The organism is Herpetosiphon gulosus, from assembly GCF_039545135.1.
GTDB classification, from domain to species: Bacteria; Chloroflexota; Chloroflexia; order Chloroflexales; family Herpetosiphonaceae; genus Herpetosiphon; species Herpetosiphon gulosus.
Window position 1 is genome coordinate 168,405 of record NZ_BAABRU010000009.1, and the last position, 23,109, is coordinate 191,513.

A 23,109-nucleotide genomic window follows, 5' to 3' on the forward strand; every position below is an offset into this window, starting at 1 on the left:
AATCTCCTCAATTGAATTTTATCAAACGTTTTTCATAACCAAATCCTGCTGATACATCCAAAACTTTCCGCCAATATAAAATCATATTAACTTCTGCTAAGGCATATACTTTTACTTCAAAATTGAAATCAATACCATCACGGCTTCCACTTACTCCTAGTGCCAGGCTTGCTCCAATTTCTGCTTTATAGACCTTCTCAAGTTCCGATCTTGCAAAGATTCTGGCCCCGATGCTCCCACCGCCACTTATTGATGTGTCTCCATATTTACAGAATTTAATCTGTATTCCTCCCTTTCCCCAAAATTCGTACTTAATCCAAGGTATGGGAGTCGTAAATGAAGGTGTCGTTACTTCATACTCCAATACTGCGCGACCACAAGCATCCATTCTTTTTAATTCTGGATTGTATTGATATTCCAAGCCTCCTGATCCCTCTAATTTTGCCTCTGCATTTAAGTTTTGTAATCCTAATGTTTTAACACCAGGAATCTTTGCAGCCCATGTAAAAGGTGTCGGCGGAATCTTTAATTTCCAAAAGAAACCCGTTAGAAACTCAAATCTTTTCCAATCAGGATTTTCTTTATTACTACCATTGTCTGGATTCTCGCCATTACCCGGATTTGAACCATTACCTGGATTGCCTGGGTTGGTATGATTTCCGCCGTTACCAGGGCTACCATTGCCATTTCCTGTGCTATTGCATGGGATATAAAGATTTTGGCCAAATGAAACACTATAGGGGTTACCAATTCGATTAGCATTGGCAATCCAGCGCCAATCAATGCCGAAGCGTGCGCCGATACCACTCAAGGTATCGCCTGAACGCACAGTGTAGCGTTCGTTACACTGTTGCCCACAATTCGGGCGGCTACTGCCAGCGCTTTGGGCCGATGCATAACTGGATGCTGCATGGCTGGCCGCTGAAACACTACCGATCAATGATGCGGCAGTTACACCAACCTGATGCATGGCGTTGCCTAAACCACTCCCTGCGTTGGGTCGGCTGAGGGTTGGGCTACCACTTGCCACATCAAACAAGCCTAGTGGATCAGTGCGACTGATCGGGTTGTTACGCACATAACTGTAACGGTTGAGCGAACCGGGCATATTCTGATCAGCAGGGAAGGGATCAGCACTCAGCCAGGTGGCGTTCTGCGGGTCGTAATAGCGGTTGCGAGCATAGATCAAGCCGCTGCTATCTTGGCGATGGCCGGTATAGCCATAGTTACTGACCAAATTGCTTGCGCCACTGTCGATCTGGCCCCAATCGCTGTAGCGGGTTGGCAACGTTGCGTTGGGTTTGCCAGCAGCATCGCTATAGCCAATGTAACTGCCCAAGCCTTCAAGATGAGCAAACATGGTCGTGCTATTGCGTTCCACCGCCAGATGCCCCAAACCTTGTGGATGTAGCACAAACCATTGGGTTGGCTGGTTGGCGCTGAATTGGGCGAGCACATTCCACGAATCACCATCATACAGGGTATGTTCGCTGCTCAGTAGCACACCAGCAGCCGACCATTGCTCAAGCAGGGTGCGGCGTTGGTGATGATCGTAGCGATAGCGTTGGATGGATTGGGTGCTGGTTCCAGCAGCATCAAGCATGCTGAGGCTGAGCAAACGGCCTCGCGAGTCGTAACTAAGACGGGTTTGGTATTGGGAGGTTTGGCTACTGATGCGTTGGCCTGCGCCATCATAGCCATACGTCGTTTTGCCCGCGCGTGAGTCGTTAACTTCGAGCAAGCGATCGGCTGCATCGTAGCGCATGGTTTGTGTCCAGTTGCTTGTGCCTTGCGTCGCTTCAATCGCCAGCCGATTTCCGGCTTTATCATAGCGATAGGTGTGGGCTAATTGGCTGGTTCCGGCTCCACTGCGCTGGCTGCGAATCAGCCGATCAATCTGATCATAGTCGTAGCTGGTTTCTTCGATGCTAATCAGCGAACCAAACATCAAGGTTGAAATCAATTCGCGGGTGCGGTTGCCATTCGGGTCAAGCCGATATTCGTAGACCGCGAAGGCTCCATCATTGCCACGATTGAGCACCGCCGTCAAACGACCATCAGCATCGTAGGCCATGCTGACGGCAGCATGGGGATAACGAATATCCAACAAGCGCCCATCCGCATCATAGTTCAATGTGATCGTATGCCCCCGACCATCATCGATCTGGATGGGCCAACCATTCGCATCATAGCGCGTTTGCACCATGCGGCCATCGGGATAGATCACATGGGTGCGACGACCTGCCGCGTCATAGCGCCACTCGACCACTTTGCCCGCCCCATCAACCCCGCGAATCAGGCGATTGAGCCGATCATAGCTGGTGGTTTGTTTACCCGCCGCACTTTCAGCGTGCAGCAGATTGCCAAGCACATCGTAGCTGAGCGTTTCAGCCTGACCAACGCTGAAGGTGCTGGTTGTTGGGCGATTGAGGGCATCGTATTGCGTCGTGATCTGCTGTTGATTAGGGTATTGTTCACCAATACGATTGCCAAGTGCATCGTAGCGATACCGCGTTACTTGGCCCATGGCATTACGTTCTTCAATCACCCGACCGAGCAGATCATAGCTGGTTTGGCGGCGATGGCCATTGGGGTCGAGCGTGATGGTGGGCATGCCGGCAATATCATAGCGGGTTGTGATCGTATTCGAGAGCGCGTCGGTGATGCTCAGGCTTTGGCCCAGCACATCGTACTGGCGGGTCATGGTCTGGCCTTTGGCATCCACGCTGGCGCTAATCCGCCCAAGTGCATCGTAGCGACTGCTGGTTTGGTGGCCTAACGGTGAGGTGGTTTGAATCAGGCGTTGAGCTTGGTCATAGGTGTTGCTGGTGACAAACCCACGGCCATCTTGGCTGGCAATTTGGTTATTGACCGCATCATACCGATAGCGCAGCACCTGACCACCAGGCTTGGTTACTTGGAGCAGATTGCCGCGTGCATCATAGCTGTTGGTCTCCGTATTTCCCAACGGATCACGCATGCGTAGCGTGCGACCAAGGGCATCATAATCCGTCTGCCAACTATGACCAAGCGCATCAATTCGTTCAATTTGGCGTTGCTCCGCATCATAGCGATACTGGGTGACAGCCCCACGCGGATCGGTGGTTTGGATGAGATTCCCCAGTTGATCATAGCGCTGGAGCGTCAGATTGCCCAACGCATCGCTCTGGCGGATGGCTTGTCCAAGCACGTCATAGGTCGTCAACGTGCGATTGCCACGCGCATCAATCACGCTGATCGGTGCACCCGCGCTATCGTAGCTGGTTTGGGTGCGATTGCTCATAGCATCAATGCTGACCAACACGCGGCCTTCAGGATCGTATTGATTACTGCTGATGGCTCCCCGTGGGTCAATTGTGCGCACGACCCGACCTAAAGCGTCATACTCAGTCCGTGTCACTGCTCCATAGGGATTCCGTGTGGAAATCAGGCGATTGAGCAGGTCGTATTCAGTCGTTGTCACATTGCCCAGCGCATCGGTCACGCGCACAGGATTATTGGCAGCATCATAGTCGGTGGTCATTGTTGCACTCAGTGCATCGGTGACCCGAATCGGGGTATTGACTGCATCATACGCGGTTGTTGTCGTAGCACTGAGTGGATTCGTCACCTGAATCGCATTGCCAACTGCGTCATAGGTTGTTGTAGTGACGAAGCCTGCTTCATCTTGCTGGGCGATCACTGAGCCTTCGGCATCATACACGGTCGTGCGGCGCTGACCGAGCGCATCGATCGTTTCCGTGGCACGACCAAGCACATCGTAGATCGTGCTGGTTTTGGCTCCCGTGCGATCGATTGCAAAGATTTGGCGGCCTGCGCTATCGTAACCCCAGCGTTGACGATAGCCGCGTGGATCAATCTGCTCAATCAGCTGGCCTTCGGCATCATAGACCTTCGTCGTCGTATGCCCAAGTGCATCAACCTCCTTGACCGGACGATCCATCGAATCGTAGTTGGTACGCGTGATGGCTCCACGCTCATCGGTTATGGCAATCACACGACCAACTGCGTCGTATTGATAACGAACGCTTGCGCCAACCCGATTGATTGTTTGCACTTGCCGATTGGCCGCATCATACAGGGTCATGCTGCGTTGGCCTAACGCATCGATGATGGCAAGCTGATTGCCAACCAGATCGTATTCATAGCGTGTGCTTGCGCCTGAGGCATCGATCTGCTCAACCATGCGACCAAGCAGGTCGTAGCGCATCGTCGTCGTTGCGCCACGCGGATTGGTTTCGCTGAGCAGGTGATTGCGGGCATCGAATTGCCGGGTTGTTACGCGTCCTAGCGGATCGATCGTGCGGATTTCACGCCCTAAAGCATCGTATTCGTGGCGCGTTTCGCGGCCAAGCGGATCACGCTCAGCAATCAATTGACCAATCGCATCATAGGCATACGACCAGGTATGGCCAAGTCGATTGGTGCGGCTCGTCAAGCGATTAATCGCATCGTAGCCGAAACGGGTTTCCTGATTCAGCGCATCGACCATACGCACCAGATTATCGGTTTGGTCATAATAATAGTCGGTGACGGCCCCCGCAAAATCCGTCTCGCCAATCAAGCGATGGCTGCCATCATAGAATCGACGGCGTTGTTGGCCCAAACGATTGGTTTCTGCAATCAGATTGCCCATGGGATCATAGACAAACGTCTGCTTACTACCATCAGGGTAACGAATGCTGGTCAAACGGCGCTGTGGATCATAGTCGTACTCCACCCGATTGCCGAGGGCATCGATCATGGTCAGCTGATCACCTGCGCCATTGTATTCATAGCGGGTTTGCGCACCAAGGGCATCGGTTTCGCTGAGCACCAAGCCTTGAGTCGAGAAACTGCGTTGCGCAATCCGCCCAAGTTCATCGCGTTCGGCCACGACTAAACCGGTTGGCGTGGTGGTGTAGACTCGCACACCGCCTAAAGCGTGCTGTTGCGCAACCAGCAGATTATTGCTATAGGTGAAAATCGTGGTCGCACCAAGGGAATCGATGTCGCGCAGTTTGTTATTATTCGCATCATACTCAGAGCGCCACACGCCACCTAATGGATCGGTGGTGCTCAACAGATTGCCCTGTGCATCATAGCGATAGTGCCAGGTATGATTAAGCGCATTGGTACGGCTCGTCAGCCGATTCTGATCATCATAGGTATAGCGTTCACGGTTGTTGAGCGCATCAACCCGTTCGATTAAGCGTCCACGTTCATCGTAGCGATCAGTGATTGGGTTGCCACGGGCATCGAGGTAGGTCGTGGTGCGGCTGGCTGGCGTATAATTAAATTGTCGCCAATCGCTCAACCCTTCGCGTTGCTGCTCAACCCGACCTTGGGCATCGTAGCTATTTTCAACCACCAAGCGTCCAGCCCCATCCGTAATCCGGGTAATGCGGTGGTTTTGATCATACTGGTAACTGGTTGATTGATTGGCTTGATTGATCACTTCAACCAAATCGCCAGCTCCATCGTAGCGATAGCGCTGGGTTGCCTGTGGACAACGCAACTCAGTAACCCGTTGGTGCTGCCAGATCAATTGACAGGCTTGACTTGGCCCCTGAATTTCAACTAAACGGCTATCGCTGTAGTGCAGGGTAGTTTGATTACCAAATTGATCGCTGATAGTTTCAAGTCGTCCGTCGGGGTTAAAACTGCGGGTCATCCCATCCTGATCGTGCAGTGTCCAGCGTTGGCTGGTCAAATCGCGGCTCAGGTGCAGATCAAACCCCGTTACGCCGTGGTAGCTGCCATCAGGTGCACTCACTTCGACCCCGTTCGATTCGCCAGTGTCGGGATCGATCACTTCTTGGTAGCTTGTTTGGAAATTGGCATCAAATAATACCTGTTGACCACTGCCTTGGATATAGACCACCGATTCATCAGGCCGCCGGACGAGCCGTTCATCGTAGCTACTGGCCCAGCCCCACCCAAATAACCCTTCGGTATCCACATCAAGGCTATTGAACACCCGTCCGAAGACCAACGACAGGCCCAGATCAATCACGGTTAAATCAGTCCATGCGGAGAAAAAGTTGCCAGTTGAGGTATTAACTGGCTCGCCCACTGCCCCATTATCAGCATGGGGGCCTTGGGTTTGATTATCGAGTGGCGGTAAATCTGATTTGACCAAAAAACTGGTTTCATTTTTGATGCCACTACCCGGCGCGATATAGACCCGATACCAGGTGCTTGCATCGCGAAACATCGCTTTGGCATAGTGCGTCCCGGCATTGGGCATACTCCGCGCTTGTTCGTAGGTATAGCGTTGGCCTGGATTCAGCCGCACATTCTGAACCGCCGGAAAATCGACGCGCCCTTGTGGCCCGTTTACCTGTACCTGTAATTCAGGAATTTGGACGAGGCGCGTTCCAACATTATGCAACGTAAAGCGTGCGGTAACACTATTATTGGGAGCTGGCACCGGATTCGGCGTGATCGTCAAATGCTCAACCGTACGCACCTCGCTATAGTGTGGTGGGGGTGGGGGTGCAGGCGTATAGTTAATCGAAAGGTAGGGTCGTGGATCAAGTTCCTCATTAAATGGGTCGCAATAGTTGCCATGGGTACATGAGCTGGAGGCAAATGCACCTCCAGCACGGGTTTCATCAGTGGCGGCGAATAAAACTCCGCGAGGCGACCCAATATCACTGCTGTACCAACCTTGAACCAGAGACGTTAACCCAAACGTTTTACGGCCACGACCTGCTGAAACGGCTTGAGTACTGTAAAAATCGCCTTGGATTGAGTCGTGATTATCCCAACTGATCGATTGCTCATTCCACGGATCAATGGTCGAATAAATCCGGGTATCATAGGCTCCACCACGTTCATTAATATATTGATAAATCGAGAGTTCAGCACTATCAATATCGCCAGGAGTCACATCGGCTGGTAAGCCGGGCAACTGAAAATTCAGCATAAAGCGACTGAGTAATTTTGGTGGGTCGGTCATTTGTGAGTAGCCTAAAAAGAGGGCTGCCTCTGGCCAGTGTTCAATCCCTGAAATCGCCGCATTATTACTCACATAGGTATCGCCAGCCGGAAAAATTGGGCTAATTGTCGGATCGAGAATCACCGGATACTGACGAGCAGGGTCGTTCAGCCATGTTTGGTTCGGTGTATAAACTAAAATTGACTGATCATCGCCGCCATTTTTGAGCGTCACTGAAACGGCAGTGCTGATTTGCCCCTTGGCATCAATTAAATAGGGCGCACTCAGCACCAAGGCAGGTTTGGCATCGACCCCGTTGATCACAACGATTTGGCCCTGTTGTTCGGCTTCACCATTGGTAATTCGCAAATTGGTACTCAGGGCAAAATTACTAGCTGGTGGCTTGTGAAAGATCACGTCCTCTTTCAGACCTAGGCCAGTTGCCGTATAGCGTAGATCAGCCTGCGGAAATGCATCAGGATAGGTAATCGACTGGTCATCCACAATTGGCGTGTTCAAGTGGGCTTCGCGTGGCGTAAAGCCAACCCGCACCCCAGCATACGCGAATTCAACGAGATCGCGCTGCTGGTTTGCCAAGGTCGTGGTGTCGGCATGGGCAAACCATAGATCGACATCGGTGCCTGCAACTTCATAGCCAGCAACACCCGTATTTTGCTGTTGGGCTGGCTTCAAACTTGGGGCATAGGTAGCCCATGTCCCATCACGATCACGATAATGAATCGGCGTGGCATAAATCCGTGTCTCCCAATGCCCATCGGGAAATGCCAAGACTTTACTGGTAGCAGTGCGATATTGCAGGAGTTCAGTCTCTCGCGCCAGTTGGGGCGTTGGGGTAGCTTTATCTGCTGGTCGAGCACCAACATGGTGGTTACCAAGTTGGGTTGACGGTGAAGCACGAGTTAGTGGTATAAGATTGCGCTGTTGTTCATTAATGGCCCGCTGTTCAAGCAGCTGGAGCCGTTGGTTTTGATCAACGAAAGGAGTCATGGGAAGCACTGTATTTCCCTGATCGGCAGTGGGAAGTTGCCGATTCCCAAGAACATAAGCGCGTGCCTGCGCAAAGCGGCTGGCTGCATCCTCCAAGCTTTGCGCATGTAATCCAGCTCGTGGCAAAAGACTCAGCACAAAACAGCCGAATAGCCCCAACGACCAACGATTTAAACGGTGCATACGATTCCTCCAAACACCATGCGAGCGACGATCCAACGCTGTCTCAATAGTGAAGATAAGAGTGATAAACCTGCCCATTGATTTTAGATGCAATTATGGCGTTTTTTTTCATGGGTACAGCTAGAATTTCCTAGCAAATTAACACAGTTAATTTCTATTCATCACACATCGTTCCTTAGAACTTAACCAACAGTTGTCACAAGTGCGAGAATCTCTAGTTAATCAAGAGAGACGGCTTGGCTAGATTTTTGGCATACCAAAACGGCCAAAGTGATAAATCACCCTGGCCGTGTTTCTGAATCACCAGACAAGAAACGTTTGTAGTTGGTTATGGGGTTAGAATAGAAGGTTCCAGCGGTGCTCAATCAACATTTAGCGGGGCATTTGCCAAGCAACCTGCTGTAAATAGGCGGCCTGTGCATCCGCCAAATCAGTTAAATTGGGTAATGTTTGGGTTGGCGGATTAAACAGGGTAGTGTAAAAAACACAAGCAGTTAAGTAGGCCCCATTTAATGTTGGGTGGCTTTGATCTGACTCATACAGAGCAATCGAGCGATCGTGTTGGCGCACGTGTTGCCAAGCCAAGCCAGCTTGAACTAAAATGGCCTGTTGCCCTGCTGCCTGAGCGTAGGCAGCATTAATCGTCGCTTGTTGTTGAGGTGAGTGTTCACGCGCCCAAGTCACAAATAAAACTGGAGTTGCGCCCGTTTGGCGAATAGTTTGAATCCATCGGCTGGCTGATTGTTGAAAGCGCTGTGGAAATTCAATTGTGCCCATACTTTGCTCTTGGAGTACCACATACGTCCAAGATTTGCTTTGGAGCTTTTGCAAAGCCTCGCCAGCCTGCCAATGATACTCAAGCGTTGCACTGCCTGCCACAACGCTTTCAATCTCAAGGCAATAGCGGGGCTCACCAGCATCAGCCAAATCGGCCAAGAGATCGGGCATATCATGGCCAAATGTATAGCTATTACCGATAAAAAGTAGGCTGACTTGTTGGCAATCACGTTGCGATTTAAGCAATAACCAAGCGCCAAAGCCTGTTGCCACGAGGGCAATTAAGATTACGACTTGACCAAACCAACGCTGCATACCATCCTCCACTGAACGTTTAATCATGCGCATTGACTAAACGTTTATAGGCAATTGAGGTTTCAAGTTGGATTAATATTTTATTATGTATAACAGACTACTCTGAATTTAAATACCTAGAAGTTATATGCAGAGCATACACGAAACCCCTGCCAATCCGCACAAAATGAGGATTGGCAGGGGTTAATTACTTAAGAACGAGAAAAATTTAGCTAGCCAGCCGTTGTTGACGTTGTGCCCACCAACTTTGCGGCCAATTGGTATAACAAATATGTGCGATGATTGCCAAAGGCAAAATCCAAGCAAAGCGCATGGCGGTTGGGCCAGCCAATGGAATAAATAGCACCCATCCATACGATAGCGGAATCGTCCACCATTTGGGGTAAAACAAGACTAAAACAATGTAGGTATAAATGCCGAAAAATGGCGAGGCTAATGCCATCACGGCAATACTTAGCACAATCCGTAAATCACGCTGTTTAAACAGCAAGGGAATCCAAATAAACGGCAATGCAAAGCGCCAAGTATCTAAAGCCGAATAGCGCCACATATGGACTGGAAGCTCTTGCGTATTGCTCAGCCAGCGTACTGGCCAATCGATGCCAAATAGGGCAAAACTCAACAGGGCCATAATGATTGGAGCAACCAACATTCGCGCTAAAACTGGCCAAGGCTGGCCAATTAATAGATAGAGCATCGCTAAGGCCATCACTTGGGGCTTAATTGCCAAAAAGCATAAGCCAATTCCATTAATCAAGGGGTTTTCGTGCTTCAATATCAAATAGATGCCGATGCAGAGATAAATATCGACTTGGCCTAGCCAAAATTGACCAATAACTGCAAATGAGGCTACAATCAATGGATTCACATCCATCGTGTAGATCAGCCAAAAGAGAATTGCAAAGACCACAATATTCCAAATTGGCCAAGCAATAAAGGTATTGGGTAAAAGCATTAATGGCGCAAAAAACCAACGGGCATAATAGGGGTTAAAGCCACAATCATCACAGCCTTTGGCAAAAGGCATATAATACAAATATAAATCACCACCATAATCAACAAAAAACGATATCCCAATATAAAAGAGCACCATAATACTAGAACTAATCCAAGCAATTCTACGCCAATTAATCGTTGGTTGTTGGCTCATCGGTTGGGTCCCTCAATAGCTCATACGGTTTAAACACGAACGCTGTACGTGCCAATCAAACACGTACAGCCCTGAAATAGCATAACTTATGGAACGTTGGCGGTACGTGCTGCCGTTAGCAGATGATACCATTCTTCCCGATTGAGTTCGACACTTAGAGCCTCTTTGGTTGCAGCAATCCGGCTTGGATTGGTTGTGCCAATAATTGGCATAATTTGGGCTGGGTGACGCAACAGCCATGCCAATTGAATCGCCTCGGAGCTTACGCCATATTGCTCGGCCAATTGGTTGACCAAGGCTGCGGTGGCTTTAACATTCGCTGGAGCATCATCCTTGAAATTAACGAGTTGGCCACTAGATAATGGTCCCCATGCTTGCAACTGAATCTTGTGCAAACGACAGTAATCGAGCAGACCAAAGGCGGCATTAAACGGCAAATTACTGCGGTTGGTATCGATCCCTTCGCTGATCAGGTGATGGTGCAATAAGCTCAATTGAACTTGGTTGACGACCAAGGGCTGGTCAAGTGCGGCTTGAGTTAGGGCGATTTGGGCGGGCGAGTGATTGCTAACCCCAAAATAGCGCACTTTGCCACTTTGTTGCAATTGATCAAACGCCCGCGCAATATCTTCTGGCTCGACCAACATATCGGGGCGATGCAAGAGCAACAAATCAAGATGATCGGTGTTAAGGCGTTTGAGGCTGCCTTCGACTGATGCAACGATATGTTCGTAACTAAAATCGTAGCGTTGTGGGGAGCCAGCAGGCTCATCGGCAAAGCGAATACCACACTTCGACTGTAACACGATCCGTTGGCGGAGGCTGGGCTGCTCGGCTAAAAGCTCGCCAAACAGTCGCTCGGATTTACCACGGGTGTAAATATCGGCATGATCAAATAGCGTAATATCCTGTTCGAGCGCGGCAGCTAAGGCCTTGCGCCCAGTTTCATATTCGCTGCTCGTCCATGGTTCGGTGCTCCAGTTGCCACCAATCGTCATACAACCATAGCCAATCGGGGCCATCTGGAGGTCGGTTCGTGAAATGGTATAGATCGGGTTTTTCATCGGAGCATCTCGCAACTAGCCAAAGCCTCGGGCTAGGCCTTGGCACTGCTTTAAAGTAACACATTTTTAAACAGCAACAGCTCCATGAAAAACGCTTCCATGGAGCTGTTGCTGTCAAATAAATTTATTTACCAGTGACGCTGAATCGCTGGCAAATAGATGATCTGCGGTGTTGCGTTGCTGAGTTCTTGAATACAACTGTTGAGTGCATTGACATCGCTCTGGTCAATCGTGCCATCGCGATTAATGTCAGCATGATAATCGTACAATTCATCACCAACACTAGCACCAACCAAGGCTTGTACCGCCGCCAGATCTGCTACGGTCAGGCCGCCAGTGCCATTGGCATCGCAGAAATCGGCTTTGTTGCTGGCATTAACCGTGACTGGAATGCTGAAATCGCCAAGGCTTGAGCTAATGCTGATGGTGGCGGTTTGGCTGCCGTTGCGCAATAAGCTTGGGTTAAGCACTGCCGTGATCGCCAGTGGCGTTGTGCCACTGACCTGGCTGAGATCAAGCCAAGCGGCATCGCTGGAGAGGGTTACCTCGGTTCCGGCCCGACTTAATAAGCTCAAGGCGCGTTGCGGCAACTGAATATCCTGCGCCAAATCAACCTCAAATTCAAGGCTCAGCGGCCAGATATGCAATTGATCAACCGGCGCTGTATCGCCAGTTAAGGGATTACCACCATCCTCAACTTCAACGCTATCAGAGCGACCATCGCCATCGGTATCAGGATTATTGGGATCAGTCTGGCGCAATAACTCGACCCGATAGCTCAAGCCATCACCATCAACATCGCCTAAAGCATCGTGATCGGTCAGAAGATTCAGGCCTAGATCAAGCTCCTGCTGATCGCGTAAGCCATCACCATCGTAATCGGCCAGCACTTCGATCGTGGTGGTGCTGATCGTTTGCAGCCCAGCCGGATTGATCGCGGTCAAACTAATGGTATGTTGACCAACGCTGAGTTGCCGATAGAATTCAGTGCCATGCCCAAGATCACCGTCGCGGTCGCTGAACCAATGGAAACTAGCACTAGCACTCAATACCCCAGTTTGTGGATCGTTGGCTAAGCCCAAGAAACTGATCGCTTGGCTTTCGAGCAATTGGGCATTCGCACTTGGTGCAATAATCGCTGCACTCGGCGCTTGATCGGCAATGCTCAGCAATTCGCTAGTGGCGCTATTGGCATGTAAGCCATCGCTGACCCAGACCCGCAAACGCCCGCTGCTCGTGCCAGCCAATTGTGCCAAATCGATCTCACGGCTGCCGCTGGCGCTGTCACTGGCGATCGCTTGCCAAGTTGCGCCATCATCGGCGCTCCATTCAATCGAAACCGCCAACGGATCACCATCAGCATCGGCAACTTGCCATGCAAAGGCAATCTGTTGATCAGCTGCATAGCGCTGGGCCAAATTACTGCTAATGCTGACGCTGGGAATGTTCGGGCCTGCACTCCACGTCGCTAATTGAGTTTGCTGATGGACTAAATCGATTCGGGTTACACCTTCAGCCTTGGGAATTGTGGCCGAGAATAAGCCTTTGAGTTGATTTGGATCGTGATCGTGGACAATCGGCGTGCCAGGCTCATGGCTATGGGCTGGCACTTGAAAGGTTGCCAGCACACCACGTCGAGCAAGCTCATTGCCCTCAGCATCATATTGCACCAGCTGATAGTTGGTTTGATAATCGAGGCTTTTGGCACTGGTTGCGGGCTTTAATTCAACATGCTCAATCGTGCCAGCAATCGCTCCAGCAATTGGCGAAATGCTGCCTGCAATATGTAAACGCTCTGGCTCGTCGTTGGGCGTTGCCAATCGTTCACGCTCAGGGGCAAATTCATACAGCGGGCGGAGCACACCGAATCGTTCGCGGCGCATAAAACTAACATCGCTTGGCTCAAAAAAGCTATTAGCATTGCCACGATCACAGGCATAACTCAAAATAGCTTTGGGCCGATTCGCCGATGATTCGCTAGTTCCATCCAAAACATTGGGCAATTGTGCGCCACTGATCGGATTAACCATTGGTTCGCTGACACCTGGTTGACGCACTAAGGTTAAATCCTCCGAGAAGATCGTCGGAAGAATGCTGCCACATTTCGCTGGCACGAGATTAGGCATAGAGCGTAGCTCGCCCGTCGTAGAATGATTATCACCACCAGGTGGGCCATAATCGATATAGGTAGGCTGATCTTCCTCAACCATCCCCATCATGTGGCCTAGCTCGTGGGCTAGCGTTTTGCCAATGTTGCCATCGCCAACCCCCCAGCCCAAAAAGCGCGGGTCTTCATCATTACAATCGTCTTGCCCTGCTTGGCTAAGATAATAACCAGCGTTTTCACACTCAGGGTCTGGTGACCAATCGCCATTTTGGCCTAGCCGTCCCATCCCAGCCGCTTTACTCTCAGGATCAACCACACTTGGATGGATCACGCCCATCGCTACCATAATTCGGTCTTTGTTTAATGCGTTATAGCGCAAACGCGTATTTTCAAGCTGCCTGCCAAATTCTTCGAAGGCATCAACATCCTCAACCTTAAACATTCCCGATTCATGAACTGCGCTCGATGGAATGGTAATGCTCGACCTGATTGGGACAATGCCACCAGGAAACACCCGCCAGCGAAAATCTGCTAGGTTTGGTTCGATTGAATCAAGCCATTGATTAATCATGGTGGTACTCATTGTGGCGGGCACAACCGGAACCAACAGCATGCGAATTGGATCGGTTGGGGCAACATCGACCTCAAAACTGGTACTCGTCGCAATGGCACTACGATATTTGAGCAAAACATCAACTGTGGTCGGGCCATCAGCAGGGTAAATAATATTTGGCACATTCAGCGCATTAGCCACATCGCGATAGCTGGCGGCTGGCGGTAGACCAACCGTAGTTGGTAAGGCCGTATACGATACAGGCACAGCATAATCACGTCGATTGGGCTGACCCGCCTGACCCATGCGCACTAGTAATTGATCAATCATCAAGCGATCGGTTGGGCGCAAGGCTTGACTGGTATGCACAAACACCGAGGCCATGGTGGCATTATTCGACCACAATTGCTGACGCTGAGGGTTGTTGCTGTCCATCGGGGTAAAACCGATATAGCCCTGATTCAATTGCACCCGATTAATTCCGACGTTAATCCGGCGCACATCGCCAACTTGGGCTTGCATGCCAGCACAGCTATTTTGCACCCGCAAATTGCCCGATGCATCGCCGCTGGTTACCTGATGTTGTGCTTTAGTTGAGTTTTGCACGCCCCGCCGTGGTGTACCAGTTCCCATACTAATCACAGCATTGGAGTCAAAATTGGCTCCATTAATCGTGATTGTGCCGCCAACATTTGTGCCAGTCGGGAAAATATGTTTGATGGTTGGAAGCGCGCAAAACGCCGGATTGCTGCTCGTGCCAAGGCTAGCCCGTCGCAAGCCGCGCCGCACACTCACGCTCCCACTCAGATTATGTTGCGTGATCACTACGCGAATCAGGGTCGGCGAGACCGAAATCAGCGACGGCGTTGCCCCACCAATCTGTACATCTAAATTCAGGTCGTTGCCAAAGCCCGAGCCAGAAATTTCGACTACCTGACCATAGGCCGCACTGGTTGGCGTAATCTGGCTGATGACTGGAATTTCTTCGGCCAACGGTGGCAAGAATGCTCCACGCACGCTAATGCCACCATCAGGATGGGCAAACCAGACCCGATCACTCTGATCGGCGGCGATTGCCCGCACATTGTTCGAACGAATACCACTGTTGGCCCAATAAAACCATTGCCAAACGTTGGCTTGGGTTTCGACGCTGGCTCCCGCCCACAAACGTCCGCGTTCGTCGTTGGCCAATGGCGCAGCGCGAGTACTGCCTGCAACTGCCACAAAACTATTGGCCGTCAACGATTTGCGCACTAAGCCAGTGGTTGTGCTAGCAATAATGCTGCCGTCAGGGCGTTCCAACAGATCAGTAATTGTATCGCTGGCTGGCAAGCCACCATTGGCTACGCTAAACTCCTGCCATGTCGCCGTAACTGCATCCAAACGAGCTAAACCATTGCTCGTTCCCGCCCACAAGGCGTTATCAGTGCCAACCAACAAGGTGGTTGCATGCGTTGCAGCCAATGGCAAGGCTAGCCGTGTGACCAACCGTTGGCGATCATACAAGCCCACGCCATCGCCCAAGCCCAGCCACATGCGGCCAGTAGCATCAGCAGCAAGGCTATAGACTGGTTCGCTCAGGCTGAGATTTGCTACATCTTGCCAAGCTGTGGTTGGCTGCCAAAGCTGAACGCCATTGCTATGCGCGACCCAAATGCGGCCTTGTTGGTCGGCTTCAACATCGTAGGCGGTGACCGCATAATGTCGCCAAGTCAGGCCATCCGGCTCAAGCACATGCAACATCGTGGCGGTTGCCGCAAACAATCGCCCACGCACCGTCCATAAACGCTCGATTTCAGCACCCAAATCAAATTGGTTCCAACGCGGGGCATGGCTATAGAGCATTTTGTCGCGAGCAGTATAGATTTTTTCGCCAACTGCACTCAGCGCAACCAAACCACTCAAGCCTGTTTTCGCGCCAATTGGCGCATTGACATGGGTAAAATCGCTGGCGCGTAGACTGGCGACTGGGGCTTGACCATCGCGGCGCACTTCAAAGGCGCTCAGGCCATTGTCGCTGCTAAACCAAATTCGGCCATCAGCATCAACATCGACTTGATGGGCGTTGTTGGCATAGGGCAGGTCGAAAATATTAAAGACTGGGCTGGCACTATCGGGCAAGTTGGCGGCTGGATAGCGGCAAACGCCCGTATCGCCAGCAACCCATAAATCGCCATTTTGGCCAATTGCCATAGTGCGAGCCTGAAACGGCAAGGCATTACACAAGACCCCAAAATCGACGACCGCCCAATTGGAATTAACCGTGGCTAGCTTGCGCACTCGATACAAGCGTGGGTAATAATCCTCAGGAGGTAGCTGTGCGCCAAAATTTGAGCGATGCGGGCCACAATTATTGACCAATTGGTTAATCGCCCAATATTCTAAAAAGAGTGGAGTTGAGCGCGGGCTGGTGCGAATTGAGGTGGTTTGCGAACAGCCAGGCCCAACATTCTGGTAGGTGTAGCTACCCAGCGAGCCATTTGGCACTTGATACGAGGCAATCGCCGTGCTACCAATCGTGTCGCGGCCAATCGCTGGCAAGCTATTCGCCAAGGTATGCAGCGCCTTAACTGTGCCATCGGCCATCCAACTGCCATCGTAAATCAGCGTAGAACCGCCATTTTGGCCGCGATAGACGTTTTTGCCAGCGCCAAAGTAGGCCGCGCTGTTGAATGAATCCCAGTTAACGCTGCCAACTGCGGCAGTGGTTGGGTAAAATTGCTGAGTTGGAGCATTGGCTGGCATGCTGGCCGATTCGCTGAAATGCCACATGCCATCGCTATTACCCACCAACAAATTGGCTCCATCGCCATCGATCGACTGAACCGTGCCACCAGCAAAGCCTTGGAAATCCCAACGCCCAAGCTGCACCAACGGCCCATCGCCCAAATAAATTCGCCAAATGCTATTGGTGCCGAAGCCGCCAAACTCGCCGCCACCCAAAATTAGGGCATGGCGCTGGCGTGGCGAATAAACTGCGCTAGCAAATGGTTGAATTTTTGAGCCTGCTGGCAAATAGGCCGCCGCCGTGTTAACGCTATTGGTCGGTAATTCTAAGGGCGTGCGCCAAACTTGCTCAGTTTGGGGATCAAAAGCCACCACGCGATTGGTTGCGCGGCCATTCATCACATAAATTAATTTGCTGCTTGGGTCTTCAAAGCTCACTAAGGCGGTATCAGGCTTGGGCAGTTGAGCAGCAAGGGTCGTTGCGCTAGCGCTTGAATCGGCATTAATCACCAATTCAGTAATCGTAGCAAAATTAGCGCTTGCGTTAGTTCCGCCGATCAAATAGATGTTTTGGGTTGCGCTCGAATATACGGCGTTTGTGGCATAAATTCTGTCTGGCAGAATATTAGCTGATGTAGAGATCGATTCAGTGGCTACATCAAACATCACAATCTGATCGAGCGGGCCAAGCTCGGGGGTATAGCCACCTAAAATAACGATTTTGTTGAGGATTGGGTGGTAGACCACCGCCGCCAAGTCGAACGCCTGCGGCAAGCGTGCGGCCAAGGTGCGTACCGCGCCAGTTTGCGGATTGATCGCATAAATCGTATCGACGGTGGCATGTTGGTTGTTGAGGCTCCCACCAAAAACATAGACCGTATTGTTGGAATCGGCATAGGCAGCACTGGAAAATGCCAGCGGCACTGGCAAATTGCCGCGAATTTGGCTACTGCCATCACCAGCATTAATCGCATGAATCATGGCGCTGGCTGCGCCATCGCGATAGCCGCCAATCAACAAAGCCTCATCGCTGCTGGGCAAATACACGCTGGTAGCGCCATAAATCCGTTGCTCCAAGGTATTAAAATATTGATCAACTGGTGTGGTTGCAGGCAGCGCTGGCGAAACAAAGCCCGAAAACGTGATTGAGCCTTGAGCCACTGCCGCGACATCGCTGATGCTATCGCGCAACGAGCCATTGGTTAAATGCCATTGGGCCAGCAAGCCAGCCGGAGCGAGATCAAGCGTTGAGTGTATATCACGGCGAATGTTGTACTCACCGCGACTGTAATTCCAAACCCGAATTTCGGCCAATTGACCCAGCCAAAAATCGCCTGCATCGTTGCCAATTCGCAGTTCGCGGGCGGTTGAAACCGTACCATCACCATCGAGCGGATAAAACCCCTCGCGCTCGCCATTGATAAAAAATTCGGCGATATATTGCTCGCCATCGTTATCGTAGTAGGTGCTGACCGCCACATGCGACCATTGATTGGCTGGCACAGCAGTGGCACTTTGGGCAAAGCTGGCCGTGCCGCGATGCGCCCGCAAAAAGCCGCTACACAGGCCAAACCAGAGGCCATTGTTATAATTCATGCCTAAAATGTTGCGGCAGCCGGAAGTTGTGGTTGGGTAAACCCAGGCTTCAAGCGACCAATTGCCAGCAAAATTAGGGGTTGCCGCCATTGGCACAGCCGCATAGCTGTTGCTGAATGCGGCGGCTTGGCCTGCATCGCTACTGCTGGCTTGGCTGGTTTGGAGTTGGGCTTCAGCCGCCTGAACTGGTGAAATTTGGGTGGTACGGGGTGGCACGAGCCAGCCAAGCCACAAAATAACGATCATCACGAGATAGAATTTGCGCCAACGCATAAAGCTGCCTCCTTGAACGAATCTCAGATGCAGCTACTCTAGTTGAACGCAGCTCAAAAAACTTGACATTTCCTACCAACTGAACTGAAGAGACATGCATACACGAACTAAACAGTAATGACGATAGCTCTTACAAACACAATGTACCCCTTGTTAAGTAACGGTGCCTAGATCAAAGGATTCCAGTTGAACTAATTGATCCGATCAGCCAAAGCCTCTTTGATAGCAGCACTTGCCCGTAATGCGCCATAGACCTTTATCGATTTGATCGTAGCTTGAGCAAGGGCTGGCGAAATATCATTATCCAAAATCAGCAACCCCACCACTACAATTCGGGCTTGCTCGTTGTTGCGCTGCATGCGCTCCAAGTGCTCACGGTCAAACGAAATCACCCCAATCACTGATGATGTTCGCACAACCGCTTGCTTAATCGCCTCCTCATGGCCAGTCAGTTGGGTTCGAATTGCGGCCCGAAAAAAATCAGTTCGGCTGGAATAAAACCCTTGATCAACCAATAAATCGATTTGACCAAGATCCACCACGCTCAAGTTCATCGATACTTTTTCAATATCTGCCATATAATCCCCATATATTCCAAATGGAATACAACAAGAATACATAGAGAGTATAAACTTGTCAAGCTCTCATTTTCAGGCGAGCATAAAAGCGGTAATCAAACGCTTATGTCAAATTAAATAACTACTATAAAAAACTAGTCAACTAAGCTTTCAGCGAATAGGCTTTTTAGCCAAGATTAAGCACTTTACCCAAACGTATCTAGGTAAATCTGCCAAATTCTTAGGTTGAAACGGGACGAAATTTACCGATTTTAGCGAACAGCTTGGGCAATTTTACTAAACAGCAATTAGGCAGACTATTTATGCAATCTGCACAAATATCAAGCTTTTAAGATCGTGCATTTTGCTGATTCAAGCCTTTATTTGGATCACGTATGCTTGGAGCTAGATAAATTCTTAGCATCGTGTTAACACCCAGTTAGCAAAAAACGGTTTTTGATTGTACGTTTTGTACAAGTGTCCAGCAAAAACCAGCTTCAACCATTCAACACCCACAACCAACCGAGCACAACCAAACGATCCCCAGCGCTGCGGATCATGAGCGTTCAAGCAGTTCAGCGTCCAACATTCAGCACAAATTAGGGAGACCGCGCAGCATGGATATGATTAACGGGGCAGATACCGTTTGGGTGCTTCTCTCAGCCGCCTTGGTTATGTTGATGACCCCCGCCTTAGGCCTATTTTATGGTGGAATGGTTCGCCAAAAAAATGTGCTTTCAACCTTGATGCACAGCTTTTTTATGTTGGCCCTAATTAGTGTGCAATGGGTGCTGTTTGGCTATAGCTTGGCTTTTGGCCCCGATGTTGGTGGCGTAATCGGTAGCCTAGAATGGGCGGGCTTGCGCAATGTTGGGATCGAACCAAACCCAACCTATGCGGCTACGATTCCCCATCAAGCGTTCATGATCTATCAAATGATGTTTGCCGTGATCACTCCAGCCTTGATTTCAGGTGCGTTTGCTGAACGCAAGCGCTTCAAATCCTTCGTGATTTTCTCGCTGGCTTGGTCAACCCTGATTTATGCCCCAGTAGCTCACTGGGTTTGGGCTGATGGCGGTTGGTTGCGCTCATTAGGAGCCTTAGACTTTGCTGGTGGCACGGTCGTACATATCACCTCGGGGGTTTCAGCGCTGGTTTGTGCCTTGGTACTTGGCCGTCGTTCAGGCTATGGCAAAGAAGCAATGGAACCACACGACACCACCATGACCGTGATTGGCACTGCCTTATTGTGGTTCGGCTGGTTTGGCTTCAATGCAGGTAGCTCGCTTGGCGCTGGTGGCTTGGCAGTCTCAGCCTTTGTCAACACCAACTCAGCCGCCGCCATGGCTATGCTGGCTTGGATGACCGCTGGCTGGATTCAACACAAACGCCCGAGCGTGCTCGGTGCTTCGGCTGGCGCAGTCGCTGGTCTGGTGGCAATCACGCCTGCCGCTGGCTTTGTGACCCCAATGGCCTCATTGATTATCGGCTTCTTAGCTGGTGGGATCTGCTACTTCGTGGTCGAAAACTTGGTGCGTGGTCGAGTTGACGATGCGCTTGATGTCTTCGGCGTTCACGGAGTTGGTGGGGTGTTAGGGGCAATTCTGGTTGGCGTATTCGCAACCAAGAGCATCAACCCTGCTGGCGCTGATGGCGTACTCTCAGGTAATTTCAGCCAACTTGGCGTACAAGCACTCACGGTTGGGATTGTGGCAATCTATGCAGCAGGCATGACCTGGGGCATTCTCAAAGTCGTCGATCTCTTGTTTGGTATTCGGGTTAGTGAAGCCGAAGAAGAACAAGGCTTGGATAGCAGTCAGCATGGCGAAGTGGCCTATCGGATGGGTAGCTAGTCGTAATTTTGATAAGGAGTTAGACCATGGAATTTATCATTGCGTTGGTTCTGTTCGTAGCGTTGGTTGCCGTTTGGTTGCGCATGCCCCAAGGTGCTAAGGCTTAATCTGAATCAAATGCGGGCTATGGTTTCGGCCATAGCCCGCATTTGCGTTTAATTGACTTCCTCTTAGCAAAACCCGACTCCTGCTCCCTCAGCTAATTATTGGCACCATTTTCACAGCCTTCTTTGATCACAGCGATTTCGTCGGGCACTTCGACCGCCTCGACTGCGCCGCTGATAAATGGCTCAAAGAAGTTGGCAATAATTGTTTTAGCGGCTTCAATTTCGTTGGCACGTTGCACATCGCGGCGCAATTGGTTGCTAGCATATAAGCCAATGCTAAATTGACCAATCAATTGTTTAAGTTTGCCAAGCGCTTGGCGCTCAACCATAGTTTCGGCACACATATCAACGTAGCGCACCAGCAAATCACGTTTATCGCTTGGCGTTGGCATAAACATGGTCTCGCCTGCCCGCAATTGAGCAATTTGGCGAAAAATCCATGGATTAGCCATTGCCGCCCGACCAATCATCACCGCAGCAACTCCCGTTTGCTCCAACCGCGCCAAAGCCTCGGCTGGAGTGCGGACATCGCCTGAACCAATCACCGGAATCGAAACGGCCTGCACAACTTCGGCAACCCGTGACCAATCGGCATCGCCGCTGTAGCCCTGCACTTTGGTGCGTGGATGCAAGGTAATTGCGGCACAACCAGCATCTTCGGCAATTTTGGCTGTATCAATATAATTCAGCGATTGCTCATCCCAGCCAGCTCGAAATTTGAGCGTAAACGGAATGTTGATCGCTGCATACACCGCTTTGAGCATTTGATGCATTTTAGGCAAATCTTTAAGCAAGGCCGAGCCATGGCCGCCACCAGTGACTTTGGGCGAAGGGCAACCACAGTTTATGTCAATCACATCGGGGCCAAGCTCTTCGACAAAGCGGGCCGCCGTTGCCACCAAATCAGGGTCGTTACCTGAAAGCTGAATCGAAATTGGCCGTTCTTCGGGCAAATAATCCAGTAAGCGATGGCGTTTCATGGCTTTGGGCGAAACGCTGGCAGCGTTGGTCATCTCGGAAACAACCAAGCCACAGCCGCCCAACGACAACACCAACCGCCGAAAAACTGAATCGGTTACGCCAGCCATCGGGGCGAGCACCATGTTTGGGAAAATGCGCATTGAGCCAAGTTGAAATGATTCGGGCAATGCTTGGGTCAAAGTATCAGGCATAAGCTGCATCCATGTAATTTCGTTAATATGACAACAACGCCAGCATCACCCTGACGCTGGCATTGAAAAAGCCGTTTTTTGTATTATACGCCTATTCGCTACGACTAGGATCAGCCAATTCGCGGATAACCCGACATGGATTGCCTGCGGCAAAGACATTCGCCGGAATATCTTTGGTAACCACACTGCCCGCGCCGATTGTGGTGTTATCGCCAATCGTCACACCTGGGCAGATGATTGAGCCGCCGCCGATCCAAACATTTTTACCAATCGTCACCGGAAAACCTAATTCCGGCCCTTTGATGCGTTCGCTGGCGATCAACGGATGACTGGCAGCATAAATTTGCACCGCTGGGCCGCACATCGTGTTGTCACCAATCGTAATATAGTTGCAATCGAGAATCACACAATTGGCGTTGAAAAAGACATTATTACCCAAACGAATATGCGCCCCGTAATCACAGAAAAATGGCGGCTCAATCCAAACGTTTTCGCCAATTTGGTCAAACCACTCACGCAGCAATGCTCGCGATTGCTCTGGCTGACCCGGCTCGATTGAATGAAATTGGCGACTTAAGCGTCGGCTCCGCAGCGAAAGCGCTTGTAATTCAGGATCAAAGGCTGAATATAATTCGCCTGCCAACATTTTCTCACGTTCAGTTTTGCTCATTGTTCAGCATCCTCAAGCCATAAATTGCTTAAATTTTAGCATACTGAAACGTTTTTGAAAATGATTCAGCCCTAC

The 23,109-nt window shown here is 50.7% G+C and carries 9 protein-coding genes; 1 reads left to right on the top strand and 8 read right to left on the bottom strand.

What is annotated here, in order from left to right; translation table 11 throughout:
• Positions 1 to 7: 7 nt before the first annotated feature.
• The 6 genes from ABEB26_RS13915 to ABEB26_RS13940 form a co-directional block, all read right to left on the bottom strand.
• Positions 8 to 8,113, bottom strand: a complete 8,106-nt coding sequence (locus tag ABEB26_RS13915; protein ID WP_345722634.1) for an RHS repeat-associated core domain-containing protein — start codon at positions 8,111 to 8,113, stop codon at positions 8 to 10.
• Between the two features lie 372 nt (positions 8,114 to 8,485).
• A complete protein-coding gene (locus ABEB26_RS13920) occupies positions 8,486 to 9,205 on the bottom strand; it encodes a hypothetical protein (protein ID WP_345722635.1) in 720 nt (239 codons plus the stop codon).
• A 208-nt stretch (positions 9,206 to 9,413) separates the two neighbouring features.
• Positions 9,414 to 10,355: a glycosyltransferase family 87 protein gene (locus ABEB26_RS13925; RefSeq protein ID WP_345722636.1), complete on the bottom strand. Its 942-nt coding sequence runs from the start codon at positions 10,353 to 10,355 to the stop codon at positions 9,414 to 9,416.
• 86 nt (positions 10,356 to 10,441) lie between these two features.
• Positions 10,442 to 11,419 carry an aldo/keto reductase gene (locus tag ABEB26_RS13930; protein WP_345722637.1) on the bottom strand — a complete coding sequence of 326 codons (978 nt, stop codon included), beginning with the start codon at positions 11,417 to 11,419 and terminating at the stop codon, positions 10,442 to 10,444.
• 128 nt (positions 11,420 to 11,547) lie between these two features.
• On the bottom strand, positions 11,548 to 18,675 hold the full coding sequence (locus ABEB26_RS13935) for a LamG-like jellyroll fold domain-containing protein (RefSeq protein ID WP_345722638.1): 7,128 nt from the start codon (positions 18,673 to 18,675) through the stop codon (positions 11,548 to 11,550).
• Between the two features lie 191 nt (positions 18,676 to 18,866).
• Positions 18,867 to 19,253, bottom strand: coding sequence for a CopG family transcriptional regulator (locus tag ABEB26_RS13940; RefSeq protein WP_345722639.1), 387 nt, complete (start codon positions 19,251 to 19,253; stop codon positions 18,867 to 18,869).
• A 596-nt stretch (positions 19,254 to 19,849) separates the two neighbouring features.
• On the opposite strand from ABEB26_RS13940, the gene ABEB26_RS13945 reads away from it, so the two are divergent.
• Entirely contained in the window at positions 19,850 to 21,085 is a 1,236-nt protein-coding gene (locus ABEB26_RS13945) for an ammonium transporter (RefSeq protein WP_345722640.1), read from the top strand.
• A 199-nt stretch (positions 21,086 to 21,284) separates the two neighbouring features.
• On the opposite strand, the gene dusB is transcribed toward ABEB26_RS13945, so the two are convergent.
• Positions 21,285 to 22,373: a tRNA dihydrouridine synthase DusB gene (dusB, locus tag ABEB26_RS13950; RefSeq protein WP_345722641.1), complete on the bottom strand. Its 1,089-nt coding sequence runs from the start codon at positions 22,371 to 22,373 to the stop codon at positions 21,285 to 21,287.
• Between the two features lie 82 nt (positions 22,374 to 22,455).
• The gene (locus ABEB26_RS13955) at positions 22,456 to 23,034 is read right to left on the bottom strand and encodes a sugar O-acetyltransferase (RefSeq protein WP_345722642.1); all 579 of its coding nucleotides are present in this window, start codon (positions 23,032 to 23,034) and stop codon (positions 22,456 to 22,458) included.
• Positions 23,035 to 23,109: the final 75 nt, after the last annotated feature.